The sequence below is a fragment of the Allosediminivita pacifica genome, assembly GCF_003054175.1.
Classification (GTDB): domain Bacteria; phylum Pseudomonadota; class Alphaproteobacteria; order Rhodobacterales; family Rhodobacteraceae; genus Allosediminivita; species Allosediminivita pacifica.
Genome location: NZ_QBKN01000018.1, coordinates 80,555 through 104,082 on the forward strand (window position 1 = coordinate 80,555; position 23,528 = coordinate 104,082).

21 protein-coding genes, 1 tRNA gene and 1 pseudogene are annotated in these 23,528 nt (G+C 66.8%); 21 read left to right on the forward strand and 2 right to left on the reverse strand.

All coding sequences use genetic code 11. The annotated features are described in order from the left end of the window. Positions 1-18 precede the first annotated feature (18 nt). The 9 genes from sufB to C8N44_RS14515 all read left to right on the forward strand — a co-directional run bounded on the left by sufB (position 19) and on the right by C8N44_RS14515 (position 8,012). Positions 19-1,557 (forward strand): Fe-S cluster assembly protein SufB, encoded by a 1,539-nt coding sequence (gene sufB / locus C8N44_RS14475; protein WP_107977484.1) that lies wholly within the window; start codon positions 19-21, stop codon positions 1,555-1,557. A 67-nt stretch (positions 1,558-1,624) separates the two neighbouring features. Further along, positions 1,625-1,936 (forward strand): heavy metal-binding domain-containing protein, encoded by a 312-nt coding sequence (locus tag C8N44_RS14480; RefSeq protein ID WP_107977485.1) that lies wholly within the window; start codon positions 1,625-1,627, stop codon positions 1,934-1,936. Next, positions 1,933-2,535 (forward strand): hypothetical protein, encoded by a 603-nt coding sequence (locus C8N44_RS14485; RefSeq protein ID WP_107977486.1) that lies wholly within the window; start codon positions 1,933-1,935, stop codon positions 2,533-2,535. Before C8N44_RS14480 ends, C8N44_RS14485 begins: the two co-directional genes overlap by 4 nt. Before the next feature lie 31 nt (positions 2,536-2,566). Next, positions 2,567-3,322, forward strand: a complete 756-nt coding sequence (gene sufC, locus C8N44_RS14490) for a Fe-S cluster assembly ATPase SufC (RefSeq protein ID WP_107977487.1) — start codon at positions 2,567-2,569, stop codon at positions 3,320-3,322. Continuing rightward, on the forward strand, positions 3,322-4,599 hold the full coding sequence (locus C8N44_RS14495; RefSeq protein WP_107977488.1) for a SufB/SufD family protein: 1,278 nt from the start codon (positions 3,322-3,324) through the stop codon (positions 4,597-4,599). The genes sufC and C8N44_RS14495 overlap by 1 nt, the downstream gene beginning before the upstream one ends. Beyond that, complete coding sequence (locus tag C8N44_RS14500) at positions 4,599-5,087, forward strand: YIP1 family protein (RefSeq protein WP_107977489.1); 489 nt, start codon at positions 4,599-4,601, stop codon at positions 5,085-5,087. Before C8N44_RS14495 ends, C8N44_RS14500 begins: the two co-directional genes overlap by 1 nt. Beyond that, a complete protein-coding gene (locus C8N44_RS14505) occupies positions 5,084-5,680 on the forward strand; it encodes a YIP1 family protein (RefSeq protein WP_107977490.1) in 597 nt (198 codons plus the stop codon). The genes C8N44_RS14500 and C8N44_RS14505 overlap by 4 nt, the downstream gene beginning before the upstream one ends. Continuing rightward, positions 5,673-6,893, forward strand: a complete 1,221-nt coding sequence (locus C8N44_RS14510; protein ID WP_107977491.1) for a cysteine desulfurase — start codon at positions 5,673-5,675, stop codon at positions 6,891-6,893. The genes C8N44_RS14505 and C8N44_RS14510 overlap by 8 nt, the downstream gene beginning before the upstream one ends. A gap of 108 nt (positions 6,894-7,001) precedes the next feature. Further along, on the forward strand, positions 7,002-8,012 hold the full coding sequence (locus tag C8N44_RS14515) for a methyltransferase (RefSeq protein WP_107977492.1): 1,011 nt from the start codon (positions 7,002-7,004) through the stop codon (positions 8,010-8,012). Between the two features lie 10 nt (positions 8,013-8,022). Here the strand turns inward: C8N44_RS14515 and C8N44_RS14520 are convergent, their stop codons facing one another. Then, entirely contained in the window at positions 8,023-9,531 is a 1,509-nt protein-coding gene (locus C8N44_RS14520; RefSeq protein ID WP_107977493.1) for a peroxidase family protein, read from the reverse strand. Positions 9,532-9,776: 245 nt separating this feature from the next. On the opposite strand from C8N44_RS14520, the gene C8N44_RS14525 reads away from it, so the two are divergent. The 12 genes from C8N44_RS14525 (at position 9,777) to C8N44_RS14580 (ending at position 23,086) form a co-directional block, all read left to right on the forward strand. Next, a tRNA-Arg gene (locus C8N44_RS14525) sits at positions 9,777-9,853 on the forward strand. A 274-nt stretch (positions 9,854-10,127) separates the two neighbouring features. Continuing rightward, positions 10,128-14,615 carry an ExeM/NucH family extracellular endonuclease gene (locus tag C8N44_RS14530; protein WP_107977494.1) on the forward strand — a complete coding sequence of 1,496 codons (4,488 nt, stop codon included), beginning with the start codon at positions 10,128-10,130 and terminating at the stop codon, positions 14,613-14,615. Positions 14,616-14,831: 216 nt separating this feature from the next. Then, positions 14,832-15,986: an isochorismate synthase gene (locus C8N44_RS14535; RefSeq protein WP_107977495.1), complete on the forward strand. Its 1,155-nt coding sequence runs from the start codon at positions 14,832-14,834 to the stop codon at positions 15,984-15,986. 7 nt (positions 15,987-15,993) lie between these two features. Continuing rightward, entirely contained in the window at positions 15,994-16,644 is a 651-nt protein-coding gene (locus tag C8N44_RS14540; protein WP_107977496.1) for an isochorismatase family protein, read from the forward strand. After that, a complete protein-coding gene (locus C8N44_RS14545; protein WP_107977497.1) occupies positions 16,641-17,414 on the forward strand; it encodes an SDR family oxidoreductase in 774 nt (257 codons plus the stop codon). Before C8N44_RS14540 ends, C8N44_RS14545 begins: the two co-directional genes overlap by 4 nt. A gap of 70 nt (positions 17,415-17,484) precedes the next feature. Beyond that, entirely contained in the window at positions 17,485-18,396 is a 912-nt protein-coding gene (locus tag C8N44_RS14550) for a LysR family transcriptional regulator (RefSeq protein WP_107977498.1), read from the forward strand. Between the two features lie 146 nt (positions 18,397-18,542). Continuing rightward, a complete protein-coding gene (locus C8N44_RS14555) occupies positions 18,543-19,559 on the forward strand; it encodes an ABC transporter substrate-binding protein (RefSeq protein ID WP_107977499.1) in 1,017 nt (338 codons plus the stop codon). Next, a complete protein-coding gene (locus tag C8N44_RS14560) occupies positions 19,556-20,269 on the forward strand; it encodes an isochorismatase family protein (protein WP_107977500.1) in 714 nt (237 codons plus the stop codon). Before C8N44_RS14555 ends, C8N44_RS14560 begins: the two co-directional genes overlap by 4 nt. Positions 20,270-20,280: 11 nt before the next feature. Continuing rightward, positions 20,281-20,667: a Rid family hydrolase gene (locus C8N44_RS14565; protein ID WP_107977501.1), complete on the forward strand. Its 387-nt coding sequence runs from the start codon at positions 20,281-20,283 to the stop codon at positions 20,665-20,667. Then, the gene (locus tag C8N44_RS14570; RefSeq protein WP_244641090.1) at positions 20,667-21,497 is read left to right on the forward strand and encodes an ABC transporter permease; all 831 of its coding nucleotides are present in this window, start codon (positions 20,667-20,669) and stop codon (positions 21,495-21,497) included. The genes C8N44_RS14565 and C8N44_RS14570 overlap by 1 nt, the downstream gene beginning before the upstream one ends. A gap of 3 nt (positions 21,498-21,500) precedes the next feature. Beyond that, a complete protein-coding gene (rutD, locus tag C8N44_RS14575; protein WP_107977502.1) occupies positions 21,501-22,301 on the forward strand; it encodes a pyrimidine utilization protein D in 801 nt (266 codons plus the stop codon). Further along, the gene (locus tag C8N44_RS14580) at positions 22,298-23,086 is read left to right on the forward strand and encodes an ABC transporter ATP-binding protein (RefSeq protein ID WP_107977503.1); all 789 of its coding nucleotides are present in this window, start codon (positions 22,298-22,300) and stop codon (positions 23,084-23,086) included. The genes rutD and C8N44_RS14580 overlap by 4 nt, the downstream gene beginning before the upstream one ends. Before the next feature lie 351 nt (positions 23,087-23,437). Here C8N44_RS14580 and C8N44_RS14585 read toward each other — a convergent pair. Then, a pseudogene (locus tag C8N44_RS14585) lies at positions 23,438-23,528 on the reverse strand (IS5/IS1182 family transposase); the annotation flags it as partial.

Below are 23,528 nucleotides of genomic sequence, written 5' to 3' on the forward strand. Positions count from 1 at the left end.
TCAAGGGGAGCAGACCGGATGACGGCATTGGACAATGTCAAGGAAGGCGTCGAGAAGGAAACCGTGGACGCCGTGAAGGCGGTCAGCACGTACAAGTACGGCTGGGAGACCGATATCGACATGGAATACGCCCCCAAGGGGCTGACCGCCGATATCGTGCGCCTGATTTCCGACAAGAACGGCGAGCCCGAGTGGATGACCGAGTGGCGGCTCAAGGCCTACGAGCGCTGGCTCGAGAAGAAGGAGCCGAACTGGGCGATGGTCGACTATCCCCAGATCGACTTCCAGGAGCAGTATTACTACGCGCGCCCCAAGAGCATGGAGACCAAGCCCAAGTCGCTGGACGAGGTCGACCCGAAGCTGCTCGAGACCTACGAGAAGCTGGGGATTCCGCTGAAGGAACAGATGATCCTGGCGGGTGTCGAGGGCGCCGAGCAGTCCGCGCCGGCTGACGGCCAGGGCGAGGCGACCAGCGACCGCCGCGTGGCGGTGGACGCGGTGTTCGATTCCGTCTCCGTCGGCACGACCTTCCAGAAGGAGCTGAAGGAAGCGGGCGTGATCTTTTGCTCGATCTCGGAAGCGATCCGCGAGCATCCGGAGCTGGTGCGCAAGTACCTCGGCTCGGTCGTGCCGCAGTCGGACAACTTCTACGCGACGCTGAACTCGGCCGTGTTCTCGGACGGGTCCTTCGTCTACGTGCCGCCGGGCGTGCGCTGTCCGATGGAGCTGTCGACCTATTTCCGCATCAATGCCGAGAACACAGGCCAGTTCGAGCGGACGCTGATCATCGCCGACAAGGGCAGCTACGTGAGCTACCTTGAGGGGTGCACGGCGCCGCAGCGCGACCAGGCGCAGCTGCACGCGGCGGTCGTCGAGATCATCGCGGAGGAAGACGCCGAGGTGAAGTATTCTACCGTCCAGAACTGGTTCCCCGGTGACGAGGACGGCAAGGGCGGTATCTACAACTTCGTGACCAAGCGCGCGGACTGCCGCGGCGACCGGTCGAAGGTGATGTGGACGCAGGTCGAGACCGGGTCGTCGGTGACGTGGAAGTATCCGTCCTGCATCCTGCGCGGGGACGACAGCCAGGGCGAGTTCTACTCGATCGCGATCACCAACAACTGGCAGCAGGCCGACACCGGCACGAAGATGATCCACCTTGGCAAGAACACCAAGAGCCGGATCGTGTCCAAGGGCATCTCGGCGGGGCAGGCGCAGAACACTTACCGCGGGCTCGTGTCGATGCACCCGAAGGCGAAGAATTCGCGCAACTACACGCAGTGCGACAGCCTTCTGATCGGCGACAAGTGCGGGGCCCACACGGTTCCCTATATCGAGGTCAAGAACAACTCGTCGCGCTGCGAGCACGAGGCGACGACCTCGAAGGTGGACGACGACCAGCTGTTCTACTGCCGCCAGCGCGGCATGGACGAGGAAGAGGCCGTGGCGCTTGTCGTGAACGGGTTCTGCCGGGAGGTGCTTCAGGCACTGCCGATGGAATTCGCCATGGAAGCGCAGCAGCTTGTCGCGATCTCGCTGGAAGGGTCGGTCGGGTAATCCCGGCCACCCGGTCCGACGGCAGGATGCAGCCATGGCGCCCTGGGACAGGAAAGCGAGCGGCGGAATGATCGTCACCACCACACCCACGATCGAGGGCCATGCCATCACCGCCTACAAGGGCATCGTGGTGGGCGAGGCGATCCTCGGCGCGAACGTGTTCCGGGATCTCTTCGCGGGGATCACGGACATCATCGGCGGACGGTCCTCGGCCTACGAGGCCAGCCTTCAGGAGGCGCGGGACACCGCGCTGCGCGAGCTCGAGGAGCGGGCCGCGGCGCTGGGGGCCAATGCCGTGGTGGGTGTCGATCTCGATTACGAGGTGGTCAACAACATGCTCATGGTCTCGGCCTCGGGCACGGCGGTGGTCACCGAATGACAGAGGCCGTCGCCATCGACCGGCCCGAGCTGACCCTGCCCGAGACGGAGGCGGCGCTTCTGCGCGCGGCCTATGCGCGGGCGGAGACGATCCTGGAATACGGATCGGGCGGCTCGACCGTGATGGCGGCGGAGATGCCCGGCAAGCGCATCTGGTCGGTCGAGAGCAGCGGCGACTGGGCCAGGATGATGCGCGGCTGGTTTCGCGAGAATCCCCCCGCCGAGGGCACCACGGTCGAAATCGTGCATGCCCGGGTCGGGGCGACGAAGGACTGGGGCCACCCGGCCGACGAAAGCGAATGGCGGCGCTATGCCCGCTACCCGCTGGGCGTCTGGAAGCGCGAGGATTTCGCGGCGCCGGACGTGGTTCTGGTTGACGGGCGGTTCCGGCAGGGCTGCGCGCTGGCCACGGCCTTTTCGACGGCGAAGCCGGTGGATCTGTTCTTCGACGATTACACCCGGCGCAAGCACTACCACGTGGTCGAGGATTACCTCGGCCACCCTGAAATCACCGGGCGCATGGCGCATTTCCGCGTCACGCCCACCGCCATTCCGCCGGAGCGGCTGCTCCAGGTGGTCAACCTGACGCAGCGCCCCTGAGGGGGCGTGACTGAACGAGGAAGGAAACGCGATGCTTGAGATCAAGAACCTGCAAGTGAAGCTCGAGGAAGAGGACAAGCAGATCCTCAAGGGTGTGGACCTGACGGTCGAGGCCGGCAAGGTGCATGCGATCATGGGGCCGAACGGGTCGGGCAAGTCGACGCTGTCCTACGTGCTGTCGGGCCGCGACGGCTACGAGGTGACCGACGGCACCGCGACGCTCGCGGGCGAGGACATCCTCGACATGGAGCCGGAAGAGCGCGCCGCGGCGGGCCTGTTCCTGGCGTTCCAGTACCCGGTGGAGATCCCCGGCGTCGGCAACATGACCTTCATGCGCACGGCGGTAAATTCGCAGCGCAAGGCGCGCGGCCAGGAGGAGATGAGCTCGACCGACTTCCTCAAGCTGGTGCGCGAGAAGGCGAAAGAGCTGAAGATCGACGCCGACATGCTCAAGCGCCCCGTGAACGTGGGCTTCTCGGGCGGTGAGAAGAAGCGCAACGAGATCCTGCAGATGGCGATGCTCGAGCCCAAGATGTGCATCCTCGACGAGACCGACTCGGGCCTCGACGTGGACGCGATGCGGCTTGTCGCCGACGGCGTGAACGCGCTGCGCGACGAGGGCCGCGGGTTCCTTGTCATCACGCACTACCAGCGGCTTCTCGACCACATCCAGCCGGACGTCGTGCACATCATGTCCAACGGCCGCATCATCAAGACCGGTGGCCCCGAGCTGGCGCTCGAAGTCGAGAAGAACGGTTACGAACACCTGAAAGAGGAGGTGGCCTGATGGCGCTGCCCCAGCCCAAGATCGACGCGCTGGAAGCCCGGATCGCCGGCCTGACGCTGCCCGAGGGCGGCTGGAGCGAGGCGGCGCGCAAGGACGCGCTGTCGCGCCTGACCGCCATGGGCCTGCCCCACGCGCGTGACGAATACTGGAAGTTCACCCGTCCGGCCAAGCTGGTCGAGGCGGAGGTCACGCCCGCCACGGTGCTGGACGAGGACGAGATGCCGATCTTCGACGCCTTCGACCGGCTGAAGATCGTCTTCGTGGACGGCGTGTTCGATGCCGAGGCCTCGGACGACCTGTCGCTCGAGGGTGTGAGCATCGACCGCCTGGCCGAGAGCCAGGACATCCACTGGGCCAAGGACATCTACGGCGTGCTCGAGACGCGCGGTCAGGACCCGGTCGAGCGGTCGCTCGCGGCGCTGAACACGGCCTTTGCCACGGACGGGCTGCTGATCCACGTGCACGGCAAGCCCAGCAAGCCGATCAGCGTGATTTACCGCCACGAGTCCGAGACCTCGGACGCGGTGCTGCACCACGTGGTGAAGGTCGACGCGGGTGCGGAGGCCACGATCCTCGAGAACGGTCCGGCGGCGGCGCGCTTCAACAACGTGATGGAAGTCGAGATCGCGGACACCGGCAAGCTGCACCACGTGCGGGCGCAGGGCCGGGACCACGAGCGCCGGGCGGCCACGCATGTCTTCGCGCGGCTGGGCAAGGAATCGGTCTTCAAGACCTTCACCCTGACCGTGAACGGCGTGCTGACCCGCAACGAATGCGTGCTCGAGTTCACCGGCGACGATGCCGTGGGCCACGTGGCGGGCGCCTGCCTTGGCGACGGTGATTTCCACCACGACGACACGGTGTTCATCACCCATGATGCGGTGAACTGCGAAAGCCGGCAGGTCTTCAAGAAGGTGCTGCGCAACGGTGCCGTGGGCGTGTTCCAGGGCAAGATCCTCGTGAAGCCTGACGCGCAGCAGACCGACGGCTACCAGATCTCGCAGTCGCTGCTTCTGGACGACGACAGCCAGTTCCTCGCCAAGCCGGAGCTCGAGATCTATGCCGACGACGTGGCCTGTTCGCACGGGTCCACCAGCGGCGCGATCGACGAGGACAGCCTGTTCTACCTTCGCGCGCGTGGCGTACCGCGCGGCATGGCCGAGGACCTGATGACGATCGCCTTCATCGCGGAAGCGGTGCTGGAGGTCGAGGACGAGGCGCTGCAGGAGGAGATCAACGCGCGTGTCGAGGCCTGGCTGGCCCGCCGCCGCGACTGATGTCCGTCAGCAGCGACATCGTGGCCACCTACCGGGGGCCGGGCGCCGTCATGCGGCGGCGCCTTGGGGACGGCGCGCGGGAGGACCGCGCGCTGGCCTACCTCATGGGGGGCTGCGTGCTGATGTTCGTCGCGCGCTGGCCGGTGCTGGCGCGCGAGTCGCATCTGCAGGGCACCGACCTGCAGATGGAACTGGGCGGCACCCTGCTGGGGGTCGTCTTCATCCTGCCGCTGATCCTCTACGGGCTGGCCTTCGTGGGGCAGCTTGTCATGCGCGCGCTTGGGCGTCCGGTCGGAGCTTATCCGGCGCGGCTGGCGCTGTTCTGGGCGTTGCTTGCTTCGACGCCACTGGCGTTGCTGCACGGGCTGACCGGCGGCTTCGTCGGCCCGGGTGCGGCGCGCGACATCGTCGGGGTCTTGTGGTTCGCGGCATTCCTGTGGTTCTGGGTATCGGCACTGCGCGCCGCGGCTGAGGAGAGACCGGCATGATCACCCTGCAGGGATTCACGAGCCTCGCGGCGCAGAGCGTCACCGCGCCACGCGAGGTGGCGCGGCTGCTGCTGGCGCTGCCGCTGTCGCGCGAGGCGGTGGGGCTGTGCCTTGCGCTGGTTCTGGTGCTGAACACGCTGGTGTTCTCGCTCGGGCAGCTCATGAGCGGGCCGCCGCCCGATGGCATGGCGCTGCTGCTGTCCTCGCCGGTGGCCTTTGCCGGGCTGCTGGGCGGGTCGATGATCGCGCTGATTCTGTCGCTTTACTGGACGGGCCGTGGCCTTGGCGGCCGCGCGAGCCTGATGCAGGTGACGCTGCTGGTAACATGGCTGCAGGCGCTGCGCGTGATCGTGCAGGTCGCGCTGCTGGCCATCGTGCCGCTGATGCCGGCGCTGGGCGGGCTCTTGATGATCGCGGCCTCTGCGCTGGGGATCTGGATCCTGGTGAACTTCCTGCACGTTGCCGAGGAGACCCCGACGCTGGGCCGCGCCGCACTGATGCTGGTGTTGTCGGTGGTGGGCATGGCGCTCGGGCTGACGCTGATCTTTTCACTCGTGGGGCTTTCCCCCCAAGGGATGACCGCAAATGTATGATGTCCAAGAAATCCGCCGCGATTTCCCGATCCTTTCGCGCGAGGTGAACGGCAAGCCGCTGGTCTACCTCGACAACGGGGCGAGCGCTCAGAAGCCGCAGGTGGTGATCGACGCGGTCACGCGCGGCTATGCCGAGGATTACGCCAACGTGCACCGCGGGCTGCATTACCTGTCGAACCTCTCGACCGAGAAATACGAGGCGACGCGCGGGATCGCGCAGCGGTTCCTTGGCGCCAAGCACGAGGACGAGATCGTCTATACCACCGGCACCACCGAGGGCATCAACCTCGTGGCCTACGGCTGGGCGATGCCGCACATGGAGGCGGGCGACGAGATCGTCCTGAGCGTGATGGAGCATCACGCCAACATCGTGCCCTGGCATTTCCTGCGCGAGCGCATGGGCGTGGTCATCAAGTGGGTGGACGTGGACGCCGACGGCGCGCTCGACCCGCAGGCGGTGATCGACGCGATCGGGCCGAAGACCAAGCTGGTGGCGGTCACGCATATGTCCAACGTGCTGGGCACCGTTGTGGACGTGAAGGCGATCTGCGCGGGCGCCAAGGCGCGCGGCGTGCCGGTGCTGGTCGACGGCAGCCAGGCGGCCGTGCACATGCCGGTGGATGTGGCCGACATCGGCTGCGATTTCTACGCCATCACCGGCCACAAGCTTTACGGGCCCTCGGCCTCGGGCGCGATCTACATCGCCGGGGAACGGCAGGCCGAGATGAGGCCCTTCATGGGCGGCGGCGACATGATCCGCGAGGTCCACAAGGACGAGATCACCTGGGCCGAGCCGCCGATGAAGTTCGAGGCGGGCACGCCTGGTATCGTGCAGCAGATCGGGTTGGGCGTGGCGCTCGAGTACATGATGGGCGTGGGGATGGAGAACATCGCCGCGCACGAGGCGGGGCTGCGGGACTACGCGCGCTCGCGGCTCGACGGTCTGAACTGGCTGAACGTGCAGGGCACGACCCCGGACAAGGGCGCGATCTTCTCGTTCACGCTGGAGGGCGCGGCGCATGCGCACGACATCTCGACCATCCTCGACAAGAAGGGGGTCGCGGTGCGCGCGGGGCATCACTGCGCGGGGCCGCTGATGGATCATCTGGGCGTCAGCGCGACCTGCCGGGCGTCCTTCGGGATGTACAACACCGAGGGCGAAGTCGACGCGCTGGTCGAGGCACTGGAGCTCGCACACGAGCTTTTCGCCTGATCCCTAGGCGCTTTCCCGGTCCGAATGCGACATTCGGGCGTCGTAACTGGTCAAGCCTGCCGGGGGCCGTTATCCCTCGGGGCGACCAACAACGGGAAAGGGTTTTGCATGGCTCCGCTTACAACGGCCGACCAGATTTCGGACATCGCGTTCGCCTTCATGGGCTCCAAGGCGCTGTTTGCCGCTCTGGAGCAGGGGGTCTTCACCCACCTGTCTGAAGGCGCGCTGACCGCGGCCGAACTGGCCGCGAAGACCGATCTGGACACCGACCGGGCCGAGACATTGCTGACGGCGCTGGCGGGCATGGGCCTTGTCACGGTCGAAGCCGGCCGTTTCGGCAATGCGCCCGCCTCCGAGGCCTTCCTCGTGAAGGGGGCCAAGTACGATTTCGGCGATTACCTGCGCCTGCAGGTGGGCAAGCAGATGTACCCGCTGCTGGACCAGATCGAGGACGCGCTGACCGGCAACCTGCCCGATGATGCCATCGGGTCCTACGCGGAATGGTTCGCCGATGCCGACAAGGCGCGGCTCTACTCCGAAAGCCAGCACGCGGGTTCGCTTGGCCCCGCGCGGCAGCTGGCCAAGTCGCTGGACCTGTCCGGCGTGAGCACCATGCTCGATGTGGGCGGCGGCACGGGGGCCTTTGCCATCACGCTGGCCAAGGCGGCGCCCGAGATGAAGGCCACCATCGTGGAGTTCCCCAACGTGGCGGCGCTGGGTCGGGAATACGTGGACGAGGCGGGCCTGTCGGATCGCATCAGCTACCACGAGGGCAACGCGCTGGAGGCCGACTGGCCCAAGGACCAGGACCTGATCCTGATGTCCTACCTGCTGTCCGGCATCCCCGGGGAAACGCACGCGAACCTCATGAAGCGCGCTTACGATCATCTCGCGCCCGGCGGCACGCTGCTGGTGCACGACTTCGTGGTGAACGCCGACCGGACCGGGCCCAAGCTTGCCGCGCTCTGGCAGCTTCAGCACACGGCCTTCACCCCCGAGGCACGGTCGCTCGATTCGGCCACGCTCGAGGAGGATCTGAAAGCGGCGGGCTTCGAGGGTGTCGAAACCCGCACGATGATTCCCGAGATGACCATGCTGACCCTGGGCAAGAAGTCCTGAGCCGACGGGTTTACTCGGCGGGTTCGGCCTCCCGCGTGGTGGCCGGCCCGCAATAGAGCTCCTTCGCGTCGTGTATGGCGTGGGCGTTGTCGTCCACGTATTCCATCATCGCCGCGCAGGAGAACCTTGGCCCGAAACCGCCCCATGGCCGGAAGCCGTGCAGGTGCAGGACGCTTTCGCGGTCGAGCTTGAGCAGCCGGGCAAAGACGGAGGCGACGATGGTGCCGCCGACGCCGGTGAGCCGACCTTCGCCGCGCTCGGCCGCTTCCTGCAGGCAGTAGAACCACAGCGGCGTCTTGGTGATGTGCCGGTCGGCCAGCACCGTGGGCGCGGGCAGTTCCGGCAGCCCGAGGTGGCGAGAGACCTGCTGGCCCGAAGGCAGCTGGATCGTCGTGCGGTCGCGCAGGATGTTGCGCAGCCCCAGCTTCTTGGCGTGCACCTCGTCGATCGTGACGCCGTTCCAGTCGGCATCGCCGTGGGCCACGTTGTCGGGCAGGGCAAAGAGCGTCTTGGCCATCTTGGGGCCGACCGGCAGCGCCTTTTGCGCGTGGGTTCCGAAGAAGAGGCTCATGTCCATGTCCCATTCCGGCCCGCGCGGCCCGAAGCCGTGCAGGGCGAAGAGCTGCGCCGCCTTCTTGTGGCCATTGATGTCGTAGGTCGGTTGCACCGTGGCATGGCCGAAACGGTAGGCCGCGACCGAGAATTCCGCCGGCATGATCGGTGCATCGGCGCCGAAGGGATCGGTCCTGAGCGCGAGGTCGATGCAGGCCTGGTCGACGAAGGCGGGCAGGAAGTCGTGCAGCACCAGCCACTGGTAGTGCAGGCGGATGAAGCGGCGCACCTTCTCGAACCGCTCCAGCCCCTCGGGGAGCATCCGGTGCCAGACCTCGGAACGCACGCCGTCCTCGGCGCAGTGGAAGACCGCGTCCCGCAGGGCGGCGTCGTCCACGACCTTGGACATGAGGATGTTGTGCAGCTTGATGAAGGCGCCCTGGATCTGGCTGACGAGGATGTTCTCGTCGTTGCGCGGATCGCCGATGAGCGCGCGGCCCTTGTCGTTGCGCGGCAGGTCGTTGGGGCTGCCCTCGCGCCCGAAGAGCAGGAAGCCCTCCTGGTCGGGGGACTGGGCGTAGAGGTGTGGGCTAGCCTCGGGGCCGTCGCCGTAGACGCAATCGAGATCTAGGTTCGGCGTGCGCACGTTGCGGATGGTGGCCGGGTCGGTGTGGGTGCCGAGCTGGCTGGTCGCGTCGAGGGTGATGTCGTGGTCGATGAACTGGCCGAAGAAGGTCTGCCCGGCCTCGGCGGGGCCGGGGGTGAGGGCAGAGGTCTGCATCCCGTCGACGAGGGCGATGAAGGCCTCGACGATCTCGGCATGATCGAGGTTGCCGGTGATCGGGTTGCGCCCGAGCAGATAGCCGAAGACCTGCGGCAGCGCCGGGGCGGCGGCCATGTCGCAGTTGTGCAGGGCTTCCTTCAGGAGGGTGTCGTAGCGGGACATGCCGTGGGGCATCTTGGTCATGGTGAAAGTCCTTCGTCAAAAATGGCTGTGTGCAATGGCGGACCTGCGCGGGAAAAGCCGTGGTCCGGGCAGGAGGATACCATGCATATCTTGGATACGATTTGTATTATGAGAGTTTCCGAATTGGGTATTCCTGACTTGACCGCCGGTGCCGGGGCGGTGCCCGGCGGGGAACGAAATCGCGGCGGGTGGGCGCGATCTGCGATTGCACCCGGCTGGCGCTTTCGCTAAAAGCCCCGTCACACGCACCCGTAGCTCAGCTGGATAGAGCGCTGCCCTCCGAAGGCAGAGGCCAAAGGTTCGAATCCTTTCGGGTGCGCCACTTTTCCTTCTCCCTCCGGATGACCAAGGCTTGGGCACGGCGTGTGCTCGGGGCCCTTACCACCCGCTGTCGTTGCGTCAGGGGTGGGGTCAGGAAAGGTGACAGAAGGTTCCTTTTCGTTAAGCTCTCGTTAGGAATCGGGTTTATCCAGATCCTGACCCGGAGACCGGGTCGGCTGAGACGGAATTTCTGATCAGCTTATTTGGCCGGCCGGCCAGTGGTTTTTTGCCCCTGCACGCGGAAGGTCCGGTGGGGGTCAGGAGGAGATCTTGCGATGACGACTGCCTATTTTTCGCTGGCGTCCGGTGACTTCAATCAGGACTGGAGCGATCCCTCGCTGATCACCTCCGACGACGACTGGTCGGGCGTGCCCTCGATCGTGGGCTACCGAGGCGACGACTTGACCTCGGGCACGGGCGACGACCCGCGAACCGTCGTGGCGGACGGGAGCGGCACGCCGGTTGAGGTGATTGCAGATCAGAGCAACCCCGACACGTTGAATGCCGGGGGCATCGCCGAGTTCGACGGGCTGGCCAACCCCACGGTGGCGCTGCAGGGGTCGGGGACGGCGGATGCGCCGCATCTCGTGCTGCATCTCGACGCCACCGGGCGGCAGAACCTGACGCTGTCCTTCACGACGGCAGATATCGACGGCAGCGCGGATGACGCGGCGCAGCCCGTCGTGGCGCAGTACCGGGTGGGCGAGACGGGCGATTTCACGACGCTGGAGGACAGCTACATTGCCGACGTGACGAGTGGCGGCGCGACGAGTGCGGGCACCACCTTGACCGTCGACCTGCCCGAGGCGGTGAACGGCGCGGCGCAGGTGCAGGTGCGGATCATGACGACGAATGCGGCCGGATCGGACGAGTGGGTCAGCGTCGATGACATCTCGGTCACCTCCGAGCCCGAGGCGATCCCGGGCAAGGTGCTGCTGACCGAGGTCGTGGTCACGCCCACGGGCGGCGAGTTCATCGAGATCCACAACCCGACCGGCGCGGCCATCGACCTCGAGGATCTGTACCTTAGCGACGCGACCTTCAGCAATGGTGGCACCTATTACTACAACCTGCCCACGGGTTCGAACGCGGGCGGCGGCGCGTTCGGCGATTTCCTGGCGCAGTTCCCCGTCGGGGCGACGATCGATGCCGGTGAATATCAGACCATCGCGTTGGCCGGGTCGGAGGCGTTCTTCACCGAATACGGTATCGACCCGACCTACGAGCTGTTCGAGGACGGGGCCACGGCGGACGGCGTGGCCGACATGCGCGAAGGCGCGCCGGGGTCGATCAGCGATCAGGGCGGGCTGACCAACAGCGGCGAAATGGTCGCGCTCTTCGAGTGGGACGGCGCGTCGGACCTCGTCACCGATCATGACTACGTGGTCTGGGGCGACAAGGACGAGGCCGTCGACAAGACCGGCGCGAGCATCGACGGGCCGGATGCGGACGCCACGGCCTCGACCTACCAGGACGAGACGGCAATCGAGGATCAGGAGGTGATCGCCACGGGCGCCCATGCGGACGGCAATTCCTGGCAGAGGGTCGACCTGTCCGAGGGCAGCCAGACCGCGACGGGCGGCAATGGCGTGGGTGGCACGGACGAGACTTCCGAGAACCTGTCGACCACATGGACCGAGGCGGAAGCGACCCCCGGTGCGGCCTACGTGGCGCCGGTCGTGCCGGAGCTTTCGATTGCAGATGCGAGCGCCGACGAGGACGCGGGCACGCTGACCTTCACTGTCACGCGGTCGGGCCAGACCAGCGGCGAGGTCACTGTCGACTACGCCACCGCCGACGGGACGGCCACGATGGCTGACGGCGACTACGTCGCTGCCTCGGGCACGCTGACCTTCGCCGATGGCGAGACCGAGAAGACCGTCACCGTGACGCTGACTGGCGATGCGAGCGTGGAAGACGACGAGACCTTCACCGTGACGCTGTCCAATGCCTCGGGCGGGGCGGTTGTGACGGACGGTGAGGCGACCGGAACGATCGCGAACGACGATCTCGAAACCACACTCATCAGCGCGATCCAGGGGGCTGGCGACGAGTCGCCGCTGGTGGGCGAGACCGTCAGGGTCCAGGGCGTCGTGACCTCGGTCGTGCCGGGGCGCGACGGGTTCTACATGCAGGAAGAGGACGCCGACGGCGACGGCGACGCGGCGACCTCGGAAGGGATCTTCGTCTACCTCGGGGAAGGCGCCTCGGTGTCGGAGGGAGATCTTGTCACGGTGACCGGCTCGGTCAGCGAGTACTTCGATTTCACGCAGATCTCGGCGGATGCCGATGACGTGACTGTGGAAAGCTCCGGCAATCTCGACCTCGTCAGCGAGACGGAGCTGGTCCGCTCCAACTACGGCTCGAACGACGATCCGCTGACCTTCGAGGCCTACGAGGGCATGATCGTGAGCTTCGCCGAGGAGCTGACCGTCTCGGAATACTACGAGCTGTTCCGCTACGGGCAGATCACGCTTTACGCCGATGGACGGCCCGAGCAGTTCAGCCAGTTCAACGAGCCGGATGCCACGGGCTATGAAGCCTACATGGAGGAGCTTGCCGCGCGTCGGATCATCCTCGACGACGGCAATTCCTCGCAGAATGCCTCGCTTCCCGACGGCGTGATCCCCTATCCGATGCCCGACGGGCTGTCGATCGGCACGCAGGGCGAGGACTTCTTCCGCGGCGGCGACGTGGTGGTCGACCTCACGGGGGTCTTCAACTACACCTTCGGCGAATGGGTGCTGGATCCGACCGAGGCGGAGCCGGTCGAGTTCACGCCGGTCAACACTCGGCCGGAGGACTTTGCCGACGCCGAGCCGAACCAGCTGCGCGTCGCGTCGTTCAACGTGCTGAACTACTTCACCACTATCGACGACGGCGCCAACACCACCGACACCGGCGCCGAGCCTCGCGGGGCCGACAGCACCCTCGAGCTTGAGCGCCAGACCGACAAGATCGTCGCCGCGCTGGCCGAGATCGACGCCGATGTCTACGGGCTGATCGAGATCGAGAACGATGGCGACAACGCGGCCACGCAGGCGCTTGTCGATGCGCTGAACCTCGAGACGGGCAAGAACTACGACCTGATCGAGACGGGGCTTGTGGGCGGCGACGCGATCCGCCAGGCGATCATCTACGACGCGGACGCGGTGACGCCCACGGGCGATTTCGCGGTGCTCGACGATGCCGCGTTCACCGACCCGCTGAACACAGGGGGCGAGCGCAACCGCCCGGCGGTCACGCAGGCCTTCACCGACAATCGCACCGGGGAAACCTTTGTCGTTTCGGTCAACCACCTGAAATCCAAGGGCTCGCTCACCGGTGCGACCGAGGACGAGGATCAGGGCGACGGCGCGGGCAACAACAACGAGACCCGCAAGCTGGCCGCCGAGGCGCTGGCGGCCTGGCTCGCGACCGACCCGACCGGCGCCGGGTCCGAGCGTGTGGTGATCCTGGGCGACATGAACTCCTACGAGAAGGAGGACCCGATCGACGAGATCCTTGCCGGGGCGGATGGCGTGCTGGGCACGGAAGACGACTACGTCAACCTCGTGGATGCGCTCGATCCCGACGCCTACAGCTATCTCTTCGACGGCCAGATCGGCACGCTCGACTACATCTTCGGCTCGCAGAAACTGATGAACGAGCTGGTCAGTGCCGGGATCTGGAACACGAATGCCGACGAGATCCCGCAGTTCGATTACAACGATGACGTGCAGGATCCCAGCGAGCAGAGTTACGAGGAGGAGCCGGACGGCAATCCGCTCTACGAGCCGAACGCCTTCCGGTCGTCGGACCATGACGCGGTGGTGGTCGACTTCCTGCTGAACGGTGCGCCGGAGGAGGACGATGTGTTCGTCGCATCGGCCGGGGCGCAGAGCTTTACGCTTGGCGCCGGGAGCGACACGCTGCGCGGCACGCTCGACGCGCTGCTGGGCGACACGGTCACGGATTTCACCACAGAGGACCGCATCATCGTGAGCGGCAGCGCGCTGAGCCGCGAGGCCTTCAGCTTTGACGCCGAGACCGGGCAGTTGGAGATCGACAGCGACGATGACGGCACGGCGGATGGGGCGATCACGCTCGAGGGTGATTTCTCGGGCGGTGATTTCATGGCCGTGGCGCTGGGCGGCGAGACCCTCGTAAGCTTCGAGACCTTCCTGCCCGATCTCGGCGAGGGGGCCCAGGTCGATGCCGGCGAGATCAACGGGGTCAACAACCAGGCCTTCCTGACCGGCGACGGGATGACGGGCTTCCGCGTGTCGCTGAACCAGGGCCTGGCCGGGGCGAAGTTCGACAACGCGCTGGGGGTCTACGAGATCGACGAGGACGGCAATATCGTCGATGTGCGTATCCTGCTCGACTCGGTGAAGGAGGCGGGGAGCGCGACCGCCGACATCACGGGTGTCGAGGAGGGGCACGAGCTTGGCTTCTTCCTGGTGCAGGACGGTGCGGACTGGGCCGAGGCGCTTGCCGAGGGCGACAGCTTTGCCTTCGTCGACGGTCTTGGCGGCCCCGATGCGACGGTGGAGAGCGGCAGCGACATCCTGCTGACCGTGAACGGCGAGGACGCCGGGCAGACGGTGTTCCACAGCTACGACGCGAGCCTGAACGTCGACGAGGCGCAGCACGCGCTGTCGGGGGTGAACCCGGGCGGGACCTCGATCACCGTGGGTTTCGAGGATCTCGTGGGTACCGGCGACAGCGACTTCCAGGACCTTGTCTTCGAGGTGGAGACTTTCGCGCTCGGGCTCGCCTGATCCTGCGCCCCCGGCCGCGCTTGCGGTCGGATTTCGCCAAGACGTTTCGCCGGCCCCGTGACACGGGCCGGCGTTTCTGTGCTTAATTCCGACCTTTTTGCTTGTGTATTCCGCGGGGCGGCGCCTATACCGCCCGCGGTAGCAAGACCCGCCGCTCAAGGCGCGGACAGCCCCCGAACATGACCGAACCTCGAACCGGCTGAACGGAGGCGTCCGATGACGCAAACCCCCTTTCCATCCCTCTCTCAGTCCGCCGGCACCCTGCCGGCTTTCGCTTTTCGCAACGGCACCGGCACCCGCGTGGCGGCGGGGCCGGTCGATCCGCTGGCGCGCGGTGGAGTAGATACGCTCGACGCGCGGTTGTCGTCCGCCCTTTCTGGGCTTGCCGCGGACGGGCTGATCGGTGGTGCGCTGCCTTTTGATCGCGGCGCAGAGGACTGCCTGTGGCGGGCCGGGCGGATGGATTCGTCTTGGCCGGTGGCCTTCGGTGCGCCGGCCACCTCGGCACGGTTGGAGCCGCAGCCGTCTGCCGCGACCTATGCTGGAGCGGTGGCCCGGGCGTTGGAACGGCTGGAAGCGGACGGGCGGCTTTCCAAGGTGGTGCTGGCTCGAAGCCTGCAGGTGCATTCGGCGACACCGATTTCAGCCAACGCGCTGCTCGCGCGGCTGGCGGGCGACCCGGCGGTGATGGCCTTCCTGGTTGCACTGCCGGAGGGCGGCGAAACGGGTCGGCAGCTTGTCGGAGCGAGCCCCGAGCTGCTGGTCGCGAAGGAGGGCGTGGAGGTGTCCTCGCACCCGTTGGCGGGATCGGCTGCGCGCAGCGAGGATCCGGCGCGCGACCGGGCGGCGGCCGAGGCGCTGGCGGGATCGGCCAAGGACCGGCGCGAGCATGCGCTGGTGGTCGAGGCGATCCTCGACACGCTGTCGCCGCTTTGCGACAGGCTCGGCACGCCCGAAGGCACGCAGGTGACCTCGACCGGCAGCATGTGGCACCTCGGGACCCGGGTGGCAGGCCGGCTGCGCGATCCCGAGACGCCTGTGCCGCTGCTGGCCGCGGCGCTGCATCCGACGCCCGCCGTCTGCGGCGCGCCGCGTGATGCCGCCGCGGCGCTGATCCGCGAGCTGGAGGGTTTTGAGCGCGGCTTCTACGCCGGTGCGACGGGATGGTGCGACGCGCGCGGCGACGGGGCGTGGTACGTGTCGATCCGCTGCGCCGAGCTGCGCGGCCACGCGGCGCGGCTTTTCGCCGGGGCGGGGATCGTGCCAGGCTCGGTCCCGGAACAGGAAGCCGCCGAGACCGGCGCCAAGTTCGGCGCCATGCTGCGGGCGCTGGACCTGCCCGCTGATGCCCTTTTCGAACTGGAGGACTGACCCGACCATGGCCCTGCCACGCATTGCTCCCTACGACCTGCCGGAGGCGCAGGACCTGCCTGCGCCGCGCGCCTCCTTCACGCCCGAGCGCGAGCGGCTGGCGCTGCTGATCCACGACATGCAGGAATACTTCTGCGCGGCCTATTCTGGCGAGGAGGCGCCGCTGGCACCCGCCGTCGCCAACATGGCGCGGCTCGCGGACGCGGCGCGGGCGGCAGGTGTGCCGGTCTTCTACACCGCGCAGAAGGGCGACCAGTTCCGCCCTGACCGCGGGCTTCAGGCCGATCTCTGGGGGCCGGGGATGGATGCGCGGCCCGAACACGAGGCGATCCTCGCGCCGCTGGCGCCGCAGCCTGGCGACATCGTGCTGCACAAGCACCGCTACAGTGCCTTCCAGCGGTCGAACCTCGACCACCTGCTGCGGGCGCGGGGGCGCGATCAGCTGCTGGTGACGGGGATCTACGCGCATATCGGTTGTCTTTGCACTGCGACGGAGGCCTTTCAGCGCGACGTGGAGCCCTTTGCCGTCGCCGACGCGCAGGCCGATTTCAGCCGCGCGCGGCACGACATGGCGATGGACTGGATCGCGGCGACCTGCGGCGTCCCGCTGATGACGGCGCAGGTGCTCGAGGTGCTGGGCGCCGAGGGTGCGGCATGAGGCTGACCGGGTTCGAGGGGCGCTGCGCGCTTGTCACCGGCGCGGCGGGCGGTATCGGGCAGGTCATGGTCAAGTTGCTGCGCGAGGCCGGGGCGCGGGTCATGGCCACGGACACCCGCGCGGCGGTCGAGGGGCTTGCACCGGAAGAGGACGACGGGTTGCTGTGGCGGGTGCTGGACGTGCGTGATCCGGCGGCAGTGACCGCGCGCGTGGCCGAGGCGGAGGCGGCCTTCGGCCCGCTGGCGCTGGGCGTGCATGCGGCGGCGGTGCTGTCGACCGCGCCACTTCTGGAGTGTCCGGCCGAGGACTGGCAGCGGGTGATGGAGATCAACGCGGGCGGGTCGTTCTTTGTGGCGCAGGCCATGGGGCGCGCTATGCGGGGGCACGGGGCCGGGGCGATCGTGGTGATCAGCTCCAACGCGGGGGGCATCCCGCGCGCGGGCATGGGCGGCTACCCGGCGTCCAAGGCGGCAGCGACGATGATGACGCGCTGCCTGGGGCTGGAACTCGCGCCCCACGGTGTGCGGTGCAACGTGCTGGCACCGGGATCGACGCTGACACCGATGCAGACGGGCATGTGGGCGGACGACCAGGGCGCGTCGCGGGTGATCGCGGGGGACGCGGGCGCCTACAAGACGGGCATCCCGCTGGGCAAGCTGGCGACACCGGAAGACATCGCCCGGTCGGCGATGTTCCTGCTCTCGGATGAGGCCGGGCATGTGACCATGGCGGATCTCTACGTCGACGGCGGCGCGACGCTGAGGGGGTAGCGGATCGGGCGCCCGGACTTGCGTTCCCGGCCCCAAGGCGGATGGTGGTCGGGAAGGGATCGGAACCGGCATGGAATTCACCGCGCTCAAGTACTTCCACGAGACCGCGCGCACCGGGTCGATCCGGCGGGCAAGTGAAGTGCTGCATGTCACGCCGTCCTCGGTCAGCCGGGCGGTATCGGCGCTGGAGCACGAGTTCGGCGCGCCACTGTTCGAGCGCAGCCGCAAGGGCGTGCGGCTGACCTCGGCGGGCACGCTGCTGGCGCGGCAGACGCAGCGGATGTTCCGTGACCTCGACCGGGTGCGCGACAGCATCGACGATCTACGCGGGCTGCATCGGGGGCGGGTGACCCTTTACGGGGCCGAGGGGCTGGTGGCGGAGTTCATGCCGCGGGTCATCAACGCCTTTCACGAGAAGCACCCGCAGATCGGCTTCGACCTGCATTTCGATTCCACCGACGCCATCGTTGCGGCGCTGGTGGATGACGTGGCCGACATCGGCATCACCTTCAACGGGCCGCAGCGGTCGGACATCGTGACCGTGGCCGAGCATTCGGAGCCGCTGCACTGCCTCGTGCGGCCGGGGCACGCGCTGGAAGAGGTCGCGCGGGACGGGCTGATCACGGTGGGGGACCTGCTGGGCTATCCGCTGGCGCTGCCCGAGACCTCCTTCGGGATGCGGCGGATGGTGGACACGGCGCTGGCGCGGGAATCGCTGCGACCTGCGATTAACGTGAACACCAATTCGCTGGAGCTGGCTAAGCGGGTGGCGATGAACGGCGACGCGGTCGCCTTCATGCCAGGTTTCATGGTGACCGACGACGTGGCGGCGGGGCGGTTACGCGCCTTGCAGGTGGAGGGCGAGGCCTTTCGCGACGCGCGGGTGACGGTCTGCCTTCACCGGGATCGCGAACTTTCCTTTGCGGCCAAGGCGCTGGTGGCCGTCCTGAAGGAACATTTCGAGGCACTGGCCCAGAGCTGAGGCGGAGGGTGTTGCGTTTGGCGCAACGAAGGCTTGCCGAGGCAGCACTTTTCCCGGCACGGCCTTCTGGTAGCGTTGTCTCAATCCGGCACGATCCCCTCACCCTCGCGACCGGACCACAACATAATGACCAACAGGAGATCTCCATGACGCAGTCGTCGATGGACCGGCGGAGCTTTCTCGCCGCAATGGGTGGCACCGCCGGTGCGCTGAGCTTCGGCCTGCCGCGGGTCGCCTTCGCGCAATCGCAGACCGCCCGCATTTCCGAGGCCATTCACCTCGGGCTTTACATGCCGCTCTACACCGCCATCAACAAAGGCTTCTTCGAGGAGCAGGGGCTGGGCAGCAAGCTCAGCACCGCGGGCGGCATCGCCAAGCCGGTGCCCGCGCTGCTGTCGGGGTCGGCGGATTTCGCCGTGACCGGCACGGGCATGTCGATCAATGCGACCGCCGAGGGCGCGCAGATGGTCAACGTGGCCAAGATCGCGGGCCAGATCTCGGTCTTCGTGGTGACGCGTCCGGGCATGACCTTCAGCGGTCCCGAGGATTTCGAGGGCAAGACCATCGCCACGCTGCAGTTCCCCTCGAACACCTACACCACGCCCGCCTATGCCATGCAGCAGGCGGGCCTTGATCCCGAGACCGACGCGACCTTCCTGCAGCTGCCCTTCGGTGCGCAGCTTCAGGCGGTGGCCGACGGGCGCGCGGATCTTGCCACGGTCTTCGAGTGGGATGCCTCGATCGGGGCGACGCAGTTCGACCTCGAGGTGAAGTTCGCGCTGGGTGAGGCGCTTGGCCCCGCCGTCTTCTCGTCGACCTTCGTGACCAAGGAGCTGACCGAGGAACAGCCCGAGCTGGTGCAGGGCTACTGCAACGCCATCGCCGCGGCGGAAAAGCTGCTGCATGAGGACGAGCAGGTCTTCGTCGAGGTGGCGACCAAGGAGTTCCCCACGGTCGATCCGGCGGTGATCGAGGCGGCGCGGCCGCGCTTCTTCGGCGATGTGCCGATCGTGCCGCGCAACCCGACGATCTCCGAGCAGGAGTGGAACACGCTTGTCGCCCACGAGGCCGGCGTCGGCACGCTGCGGGCGGACCTGCCCTACAGCCAGATGGTCGACAACAGCTTTGCCGAGAAGGCGGCGCAGGAGTTCGGCCTGTCATGAAGGATGCGAGTCAGGACCGCCGGCATAGCTTGCCGGCGCTTCCCGAAGCGGTCGGGTTCGACCCGGAGTCCACGGCGCTGATCGTCGTGGACATGCAGAACGCCTACGCGAGCGAGGGCGGCTACCTCGACCTTGCGGGCTTCGACCTGAGCGGGATCGGCGAGGTGATCGAGAACGTGACCTCGCTCATGGACCTGTGCCGGGGCGCGGGCGTGCAGGTGATCTGCCTGCAGAACGGCTGGGACCCGGGATACATCGAGGCGGGCGGGCCGGAGTCGGTCAACGTGGCCAAGTCGAACGCCCTGCGCGTCATGCGCGAGCGGCCCGAGCTGCAGGGCCAGCTTCTGGCCAAGGGCGGCTGGGACTACGCGCTGGTGGACGCCGTGCAGCCCCGCGACGGCGACATCATCCTGCCCAAGCCGCGCTATTCGGGCTTCGTGAACACGGCGCTCGATTCCATCCTGCGGTCGCGCGGCATCCGCACGCTGCTGGTCTGCGGTGTGGCAACCAACGTCTGCGTCGAGACGACGATTCGCGATGCCTTCGGGCTCGAATACCACCCCGTGCTGATGAGCGATTGCTGCCTGCAGGCGGGGCCCGCCTTCCTGCAGGAGGCCACCATCTTCAACGTGCAGAAATTCTTTGGCTGGACCGCGACGCTGGACGCGCTGGCCGACACGCTGGCTCCCGCGCCCGCGGCAGAGACATAAGGAGACACCCGATGTTCACCCCCGTTTTCCCCGAGGGCGCGCCCAAGCCCATCGCCCCCTTCGTGCCGGGCAGCAAGGTCGGCAACACGCTTTACGTGGCCGGTATCCTCGCGCTGGGCCAGAACGGCGAGAGCCTTCACGAGGGCGACGTGAAGGCGCAGACGCGTTACGTGATCGAGGAGATCAAGCGCGTGGTCGAGGGCGCGGGCGGCACGCTGGCCGACGTCTGCTATAACCAGATCTTCATCAAGAACCGCGCCGATTACGCCGCCTTCAACGAGGTCTACGCCGAGTATTTCGGTGAGAACCCGCCCGCGCGCTACTGCATCATCTCGGAGCTGGTGCGCGAGGAGCTGCTGGTCGAGATCGCGGCGACGGCCTACCTCGGGGACGCCTGATGGCCATGGCGACGGATATCGGCGAGGCCAAGACCCAGACGGCGGCACCGCCCGCCCCGAAGCGAAAGCCGCGCAAGGCGGCGGGGCGCTGGCGCATCACCGCCTACCAGTTCGGCGTGCTGCTGGCGCTGATCGCGCTGTGGCAGGTCGGGCTCTGGACCGGCGTACTGCGCCCCTACATCTACGGCACGCCGCTGGGCGTGTTGCAGTCCTTCGCCACGCAGATCGCGAACGGCACGTTGATCTGGCATTTCTGGGTGACGGCACAGGAGGTCGTGCTGGGCTTTGTCATCGGCTGTTCGCTGGGCAGCCTTGCGGGGCTGCTGCTGTGGCTGTCGCCGCTCTGGGCGAAGATCCTGCATCCCTACATGATCGCGCTGAACGGCGTGCCGAAGATCGCGCTCGCGCCGCTCATCATCGTTTGGTTCGGGCTGGGCATGGAGAGCAAGATCGCCATCGCCGCGATCATCACCTTCATCGTCGCCTTCCTGCAGGCCTACAAGGGCACGCAGGAGGTGGACCAGGACCTGATCCGGCTGATGAAGTCGCTGGGGGCGAGCCAGTGGCAGACCTTCCGCAAGATCGTCATGCCGGGGAGCGTGCCCTGGATCGTCTCGGCGCTGCGGCTGAACGTGGGCTTTGCCCTGATCGGCGCGGTCGTGGGCGAATACATCTCGGCCGAGGCGGGCCTTGGCTACATGGTCTACTACTCGGGCCAGCTTTACGACCTGAACAGCGTCTGGGTGGGCATCTTCAGCCTGATGATCATGGCGCTGATCCTCGAGGCCGTGGTCGCACGGATCGAGAAACTGCTCGACATGGAGGTGTGAGCGATGCCGGAGATCACGCTGCCCGACGGCGAGAGCCTTTATTACGAAGAGCGCGGCAGTGGCCGGCCTCTGGTCATGGTGGCCGGGCTTGGCGGGGTCGGGTCCTACTGGAAACCCCAGGTCGGACCGTTTTCCGAGAAGTTCCGGGTGATCCTGCACGACCACCGCGGCACGGGGAACAGCAGCCGGTCGCAGATCACCTACTCGGTCGAGCAGATGGCCGAGGACACGCTGGCGCTGATGGATGCGCTGGGGATCGAGCAGGCCGATTTCATGGGCCATTCCACCGGCGCCTCGGTCGCGCAGGTGATCGCGGTCAGGCACCCCGAGCGGCTGGGCAAGATCGTCCTCGCCTCGGGGTGGACCAGGGCCGACGGCTTCTTCCGCCGATGTTTCGAGGTGCGCAAGACGCTGCTCGAGACCGCCGGGGTGGAGGCCTACCTGAAGGCCACGCCGCTGTTCCTGCATCCCAGCTGGTGGGTGCGCGACAACATCGACGCGCTGGAGCGCGGCGAGGACGGGTTCTACAGCGGCGATCACGATGCCGGGATCATGGCGAGCCGGATCGACGCGCTGCTGGCCTTCGACATGACGGCGCACCTGGGCGAGATCACCCATGACGTGCTGGTCATGGGGGTGGCCAACGATCACCTGACGCCGGCCTATTTCTCGGAAGAGCTGGCCGCGGCGATCCCCAACGCGAAGCTGTCGATCATGGCCGACGGCGCCCACGCGGCGAGCGTGGTGCTGCCGGACGAGTTCAACGCCATCGCCATGGAATTCCTGACGGGAGAAAGCGCATGAGCCTGACACAGGAAACGGTTCTCGAGGCGGATGAGGCGCGCGTCGTCTACAACGAGGACAGCGACACCCCGGTCGAGGCGGTGCGCAGCATTTCCCTCGACCTGCGGCGGGGCGAGGTGCTGGCGCTGGTCGGGCCTTCGGGCTGCGGCAAGACCACGCTTTTCAACGCCATCGCGGGCCTGATCCCGTTGCAGGGCGGGCGCGTGTCCGTCGGCGGCATCGAGGTCGAGAAGGCCAGCGGCCACGTGGGCTACATGCTCCAGAAGGACCTGCTGCTGCCCTGGCGGAGCGTCATCGACAACGTGACGCTGGGTCTCGAGGTGCGGGGCAAGCCCAAGGGAGAGGCGCGGAAGATCGCGCAGGAGCTGATCGAGCGTTACGGGCTTGCCGGGTTCGAGAACTCGAAGCCCTCGGGCCTGTCGGGGGGGATGCGCCAGCGCGTGGCGCTGATGCGGACGCTGGCGTTCGAGCCGGAGGTGATCCTGCTGGACGAGCCGTTCTCGGCGCTGGATTTCCAGACGCGGATCCTGCTGCAGAGCGACGTGAAGCGGATCATTCGCGAGGAAGGCAAGAGCGTGATCCTCATCACCCACGACATCGGCGAGGCCATTTCCATGGCCAACCGGATCGTGGTGCTGACCAACCGCCCGGCCACGGTGAAGACCGTGCACGAGGTGCCGTGGGGGGACGAGGTGACCGATCCCGTGGCCGTGCGCGACCGCCCGGAGTACCAGGAGATGTTCTCGAAGATCTGGCAGGAGCTGGAGCTCGCGCCCAGGCACTGAGGCGCATAGTGCGTTAACGAGTGTCGCGCCCGTCCCGGTGTCCGGGGCGGGCGTTTTTTTGTGGGGTGTTCTTGAACCGTGTCGGGCCGCTTGGAGTCCATTTTGACCGATGCTGCGCGTTGCACGAATGGCGGGGATATTCAGTTTCCAGCTACTAGATCGCTGGTGTCAGATTATCGAGATATTCAGATGCAAGCTCAGCGCTTTTGAAATTTGCTCCAAGTTACGCTTTTTCTGATCTGTGCTACTGTGGGTTTTAATGAAGTAAGGTGGCACCTCTATGTCACTGTACTTCTTTGACTTTTCCTTGGATGCAATGTTTTCGCCATTAACAAGAACTCCGACACTAGGTCATGTTGACAAATGGCGTAGCCAGAGGCGGATCGACGTGATGTCGACGAAGCCCAGGAAGCTCTCTGCGGTCTTGTCGTATCGGGTTGCG

Excerpts from the sequence above, each read along its gene's own strand:
- sufB (WP_107977484.1), top strand. The coding sequence starts at position 19 with ATGACGGCATTGGACAATGTCAAGGAAGGCGTCGAGAAGGAAACCGTG.
- C8N44_RS14480 (WP_107977485.1), top strand. The coding sequence starts at position 1,625 with ATGATCGTCACCACCACACCCACGATCGAGGGCCATGCCATCACCGCC.
- C8N44_RS14485 (WP_107977486.1), top strand. The coding sequence starts at position 1,933 with ATGACAGAGGCCGTCGCCATCGACCGGCCCGAGCTGACCCTGCCCGAG.
- sufC (WP_107977487.1), top strand. The coding sequence starts at position 2,567 with ATGCTTGAGATCAAGAACCTGCAAGTGAAGCTCGAGGAAGAGGACAAG.
- C8N44_RS14495 (WP_107977488.1), top strand. The coding sequence starts at position 3,322 with ATGGCGCTGCCCCAGCCCAAGATCGACGCGCTGGAAGCCCGGATCGCC.
- C8N44_RS14500 (WP_107977489.1), top strand. The coding sequence starts at position 4,599 with ATGTCCGTCAGCAGCGACATCGTGGCCACCTACCGGGGGCCGGGCGCC.
- C8N44_RS14505 (WP_107977490.1), top strand. The coding sequence starts at position 5,084 with ATGATCACCCTGCAGGGATTCACGAGCCTCGCGGCGCAGAGCGTCACC.
- C8N44_RS14510 (WP_107977491.1), top strand. The coding sequence starts at position 5,673 with ATGTATGATGTCCAAGAAATCCGCCGCGATTTCCCGATCCTTTCGCGC.
- C8N44_RS14515 (WP_107977492.1), top strand. The coding sequence starts at position 7,002 with ATGGCTCCGCTTACAACGGCCGACCAGATTTCGGACATCGCGTTCGCC.
- C8N44_RS14520 (WP_107977493.1), bottom strand. The coding sequence starts at position 9,531 with ATGACCAAGATGCCCCACGGCATGTCCCGCTACGACACCCTCCTGAAG.
- C8N44_RS14530 (WP_107977494.1), top strand. The coding sequence starts at position 10,128 with ATGACGACTGCCTATTTTTCGCTGGCGTCCGGTGACTTCAATCAGGAC.
- C8N44_RS14535 (WP_107977495.1), top strand. The coding sequence starts at position 14,832 with ATGACGCAAACCCCCTTTCCATCCCTCTCTCAGTCCGCCGGCACCCTG.
- C8N44_RS14540 (WP_107977496.1), top strand. The coding sequence starts at position 15,994 with ATGGCCCTGCCACGCATTGCTCCCTACGACCTGCCGGAGGCGCAGGAC.
- C8N44_RS14545 (WP_107977497.1), top strand. The coding sequence starts at position 16,641 with ATGAGGCTGACCGGGTTCGAGGGGCGCTGCGCGCTTGTCACCGGCGCG.
- C8N44_RS14550 (WP_107977498.1), top strand. The coding sequence starts at position 17,485 with ATGGAATTCACCGCGCTCAAGTACTTCCACGAGACCGCGCGCACCGGG.
- C8N44_RS14555 (WP_107977499.1), top strand. The coding sequence starts at position 18,543 with ATGACGCAGTCGTCGATGGACCGGCGGAGCTTTCTCGCCGCAATGGGT.
- C8N44_RS14560 (WP_107977500.1), top strand. The coding sequence starts at position 19,556 with ATGAAGGATGCGAGTCAGGACCGCCGGCATAGCTTGCCGGCGCTTCCC.
- C8N44_RS14565 (WP_107977501.1), top strand. The coding sequence starts at position 20,281 with ATGTTCACCCCCGTTTTCCCCGAGGGCGCGCCCAAGCCCATCGCCCCC.
- C8N44_RS14570 (WP_244641090.1), top strand. The coding sequence starts at position 20,667 with ATGGCCATGGCGACGGATATCGGCGAGGCCAAGACCCAGACGGCGGCA.
- rutD (WP_107977502.1), top strand. The coding sequence starts at position 21,501 with ATGCCGGAGATCACGCTGCCCGACGGCGAGAGCCTTTATTACGAAGAG.
- C8N44_RS14580 (WP_107977503.1), top strand. The coding sequence starts at position 22,298 with ATGAGCCTGACACAGGAAACGGTTCTCGAGGCGGATGAGGCGCGCGTC.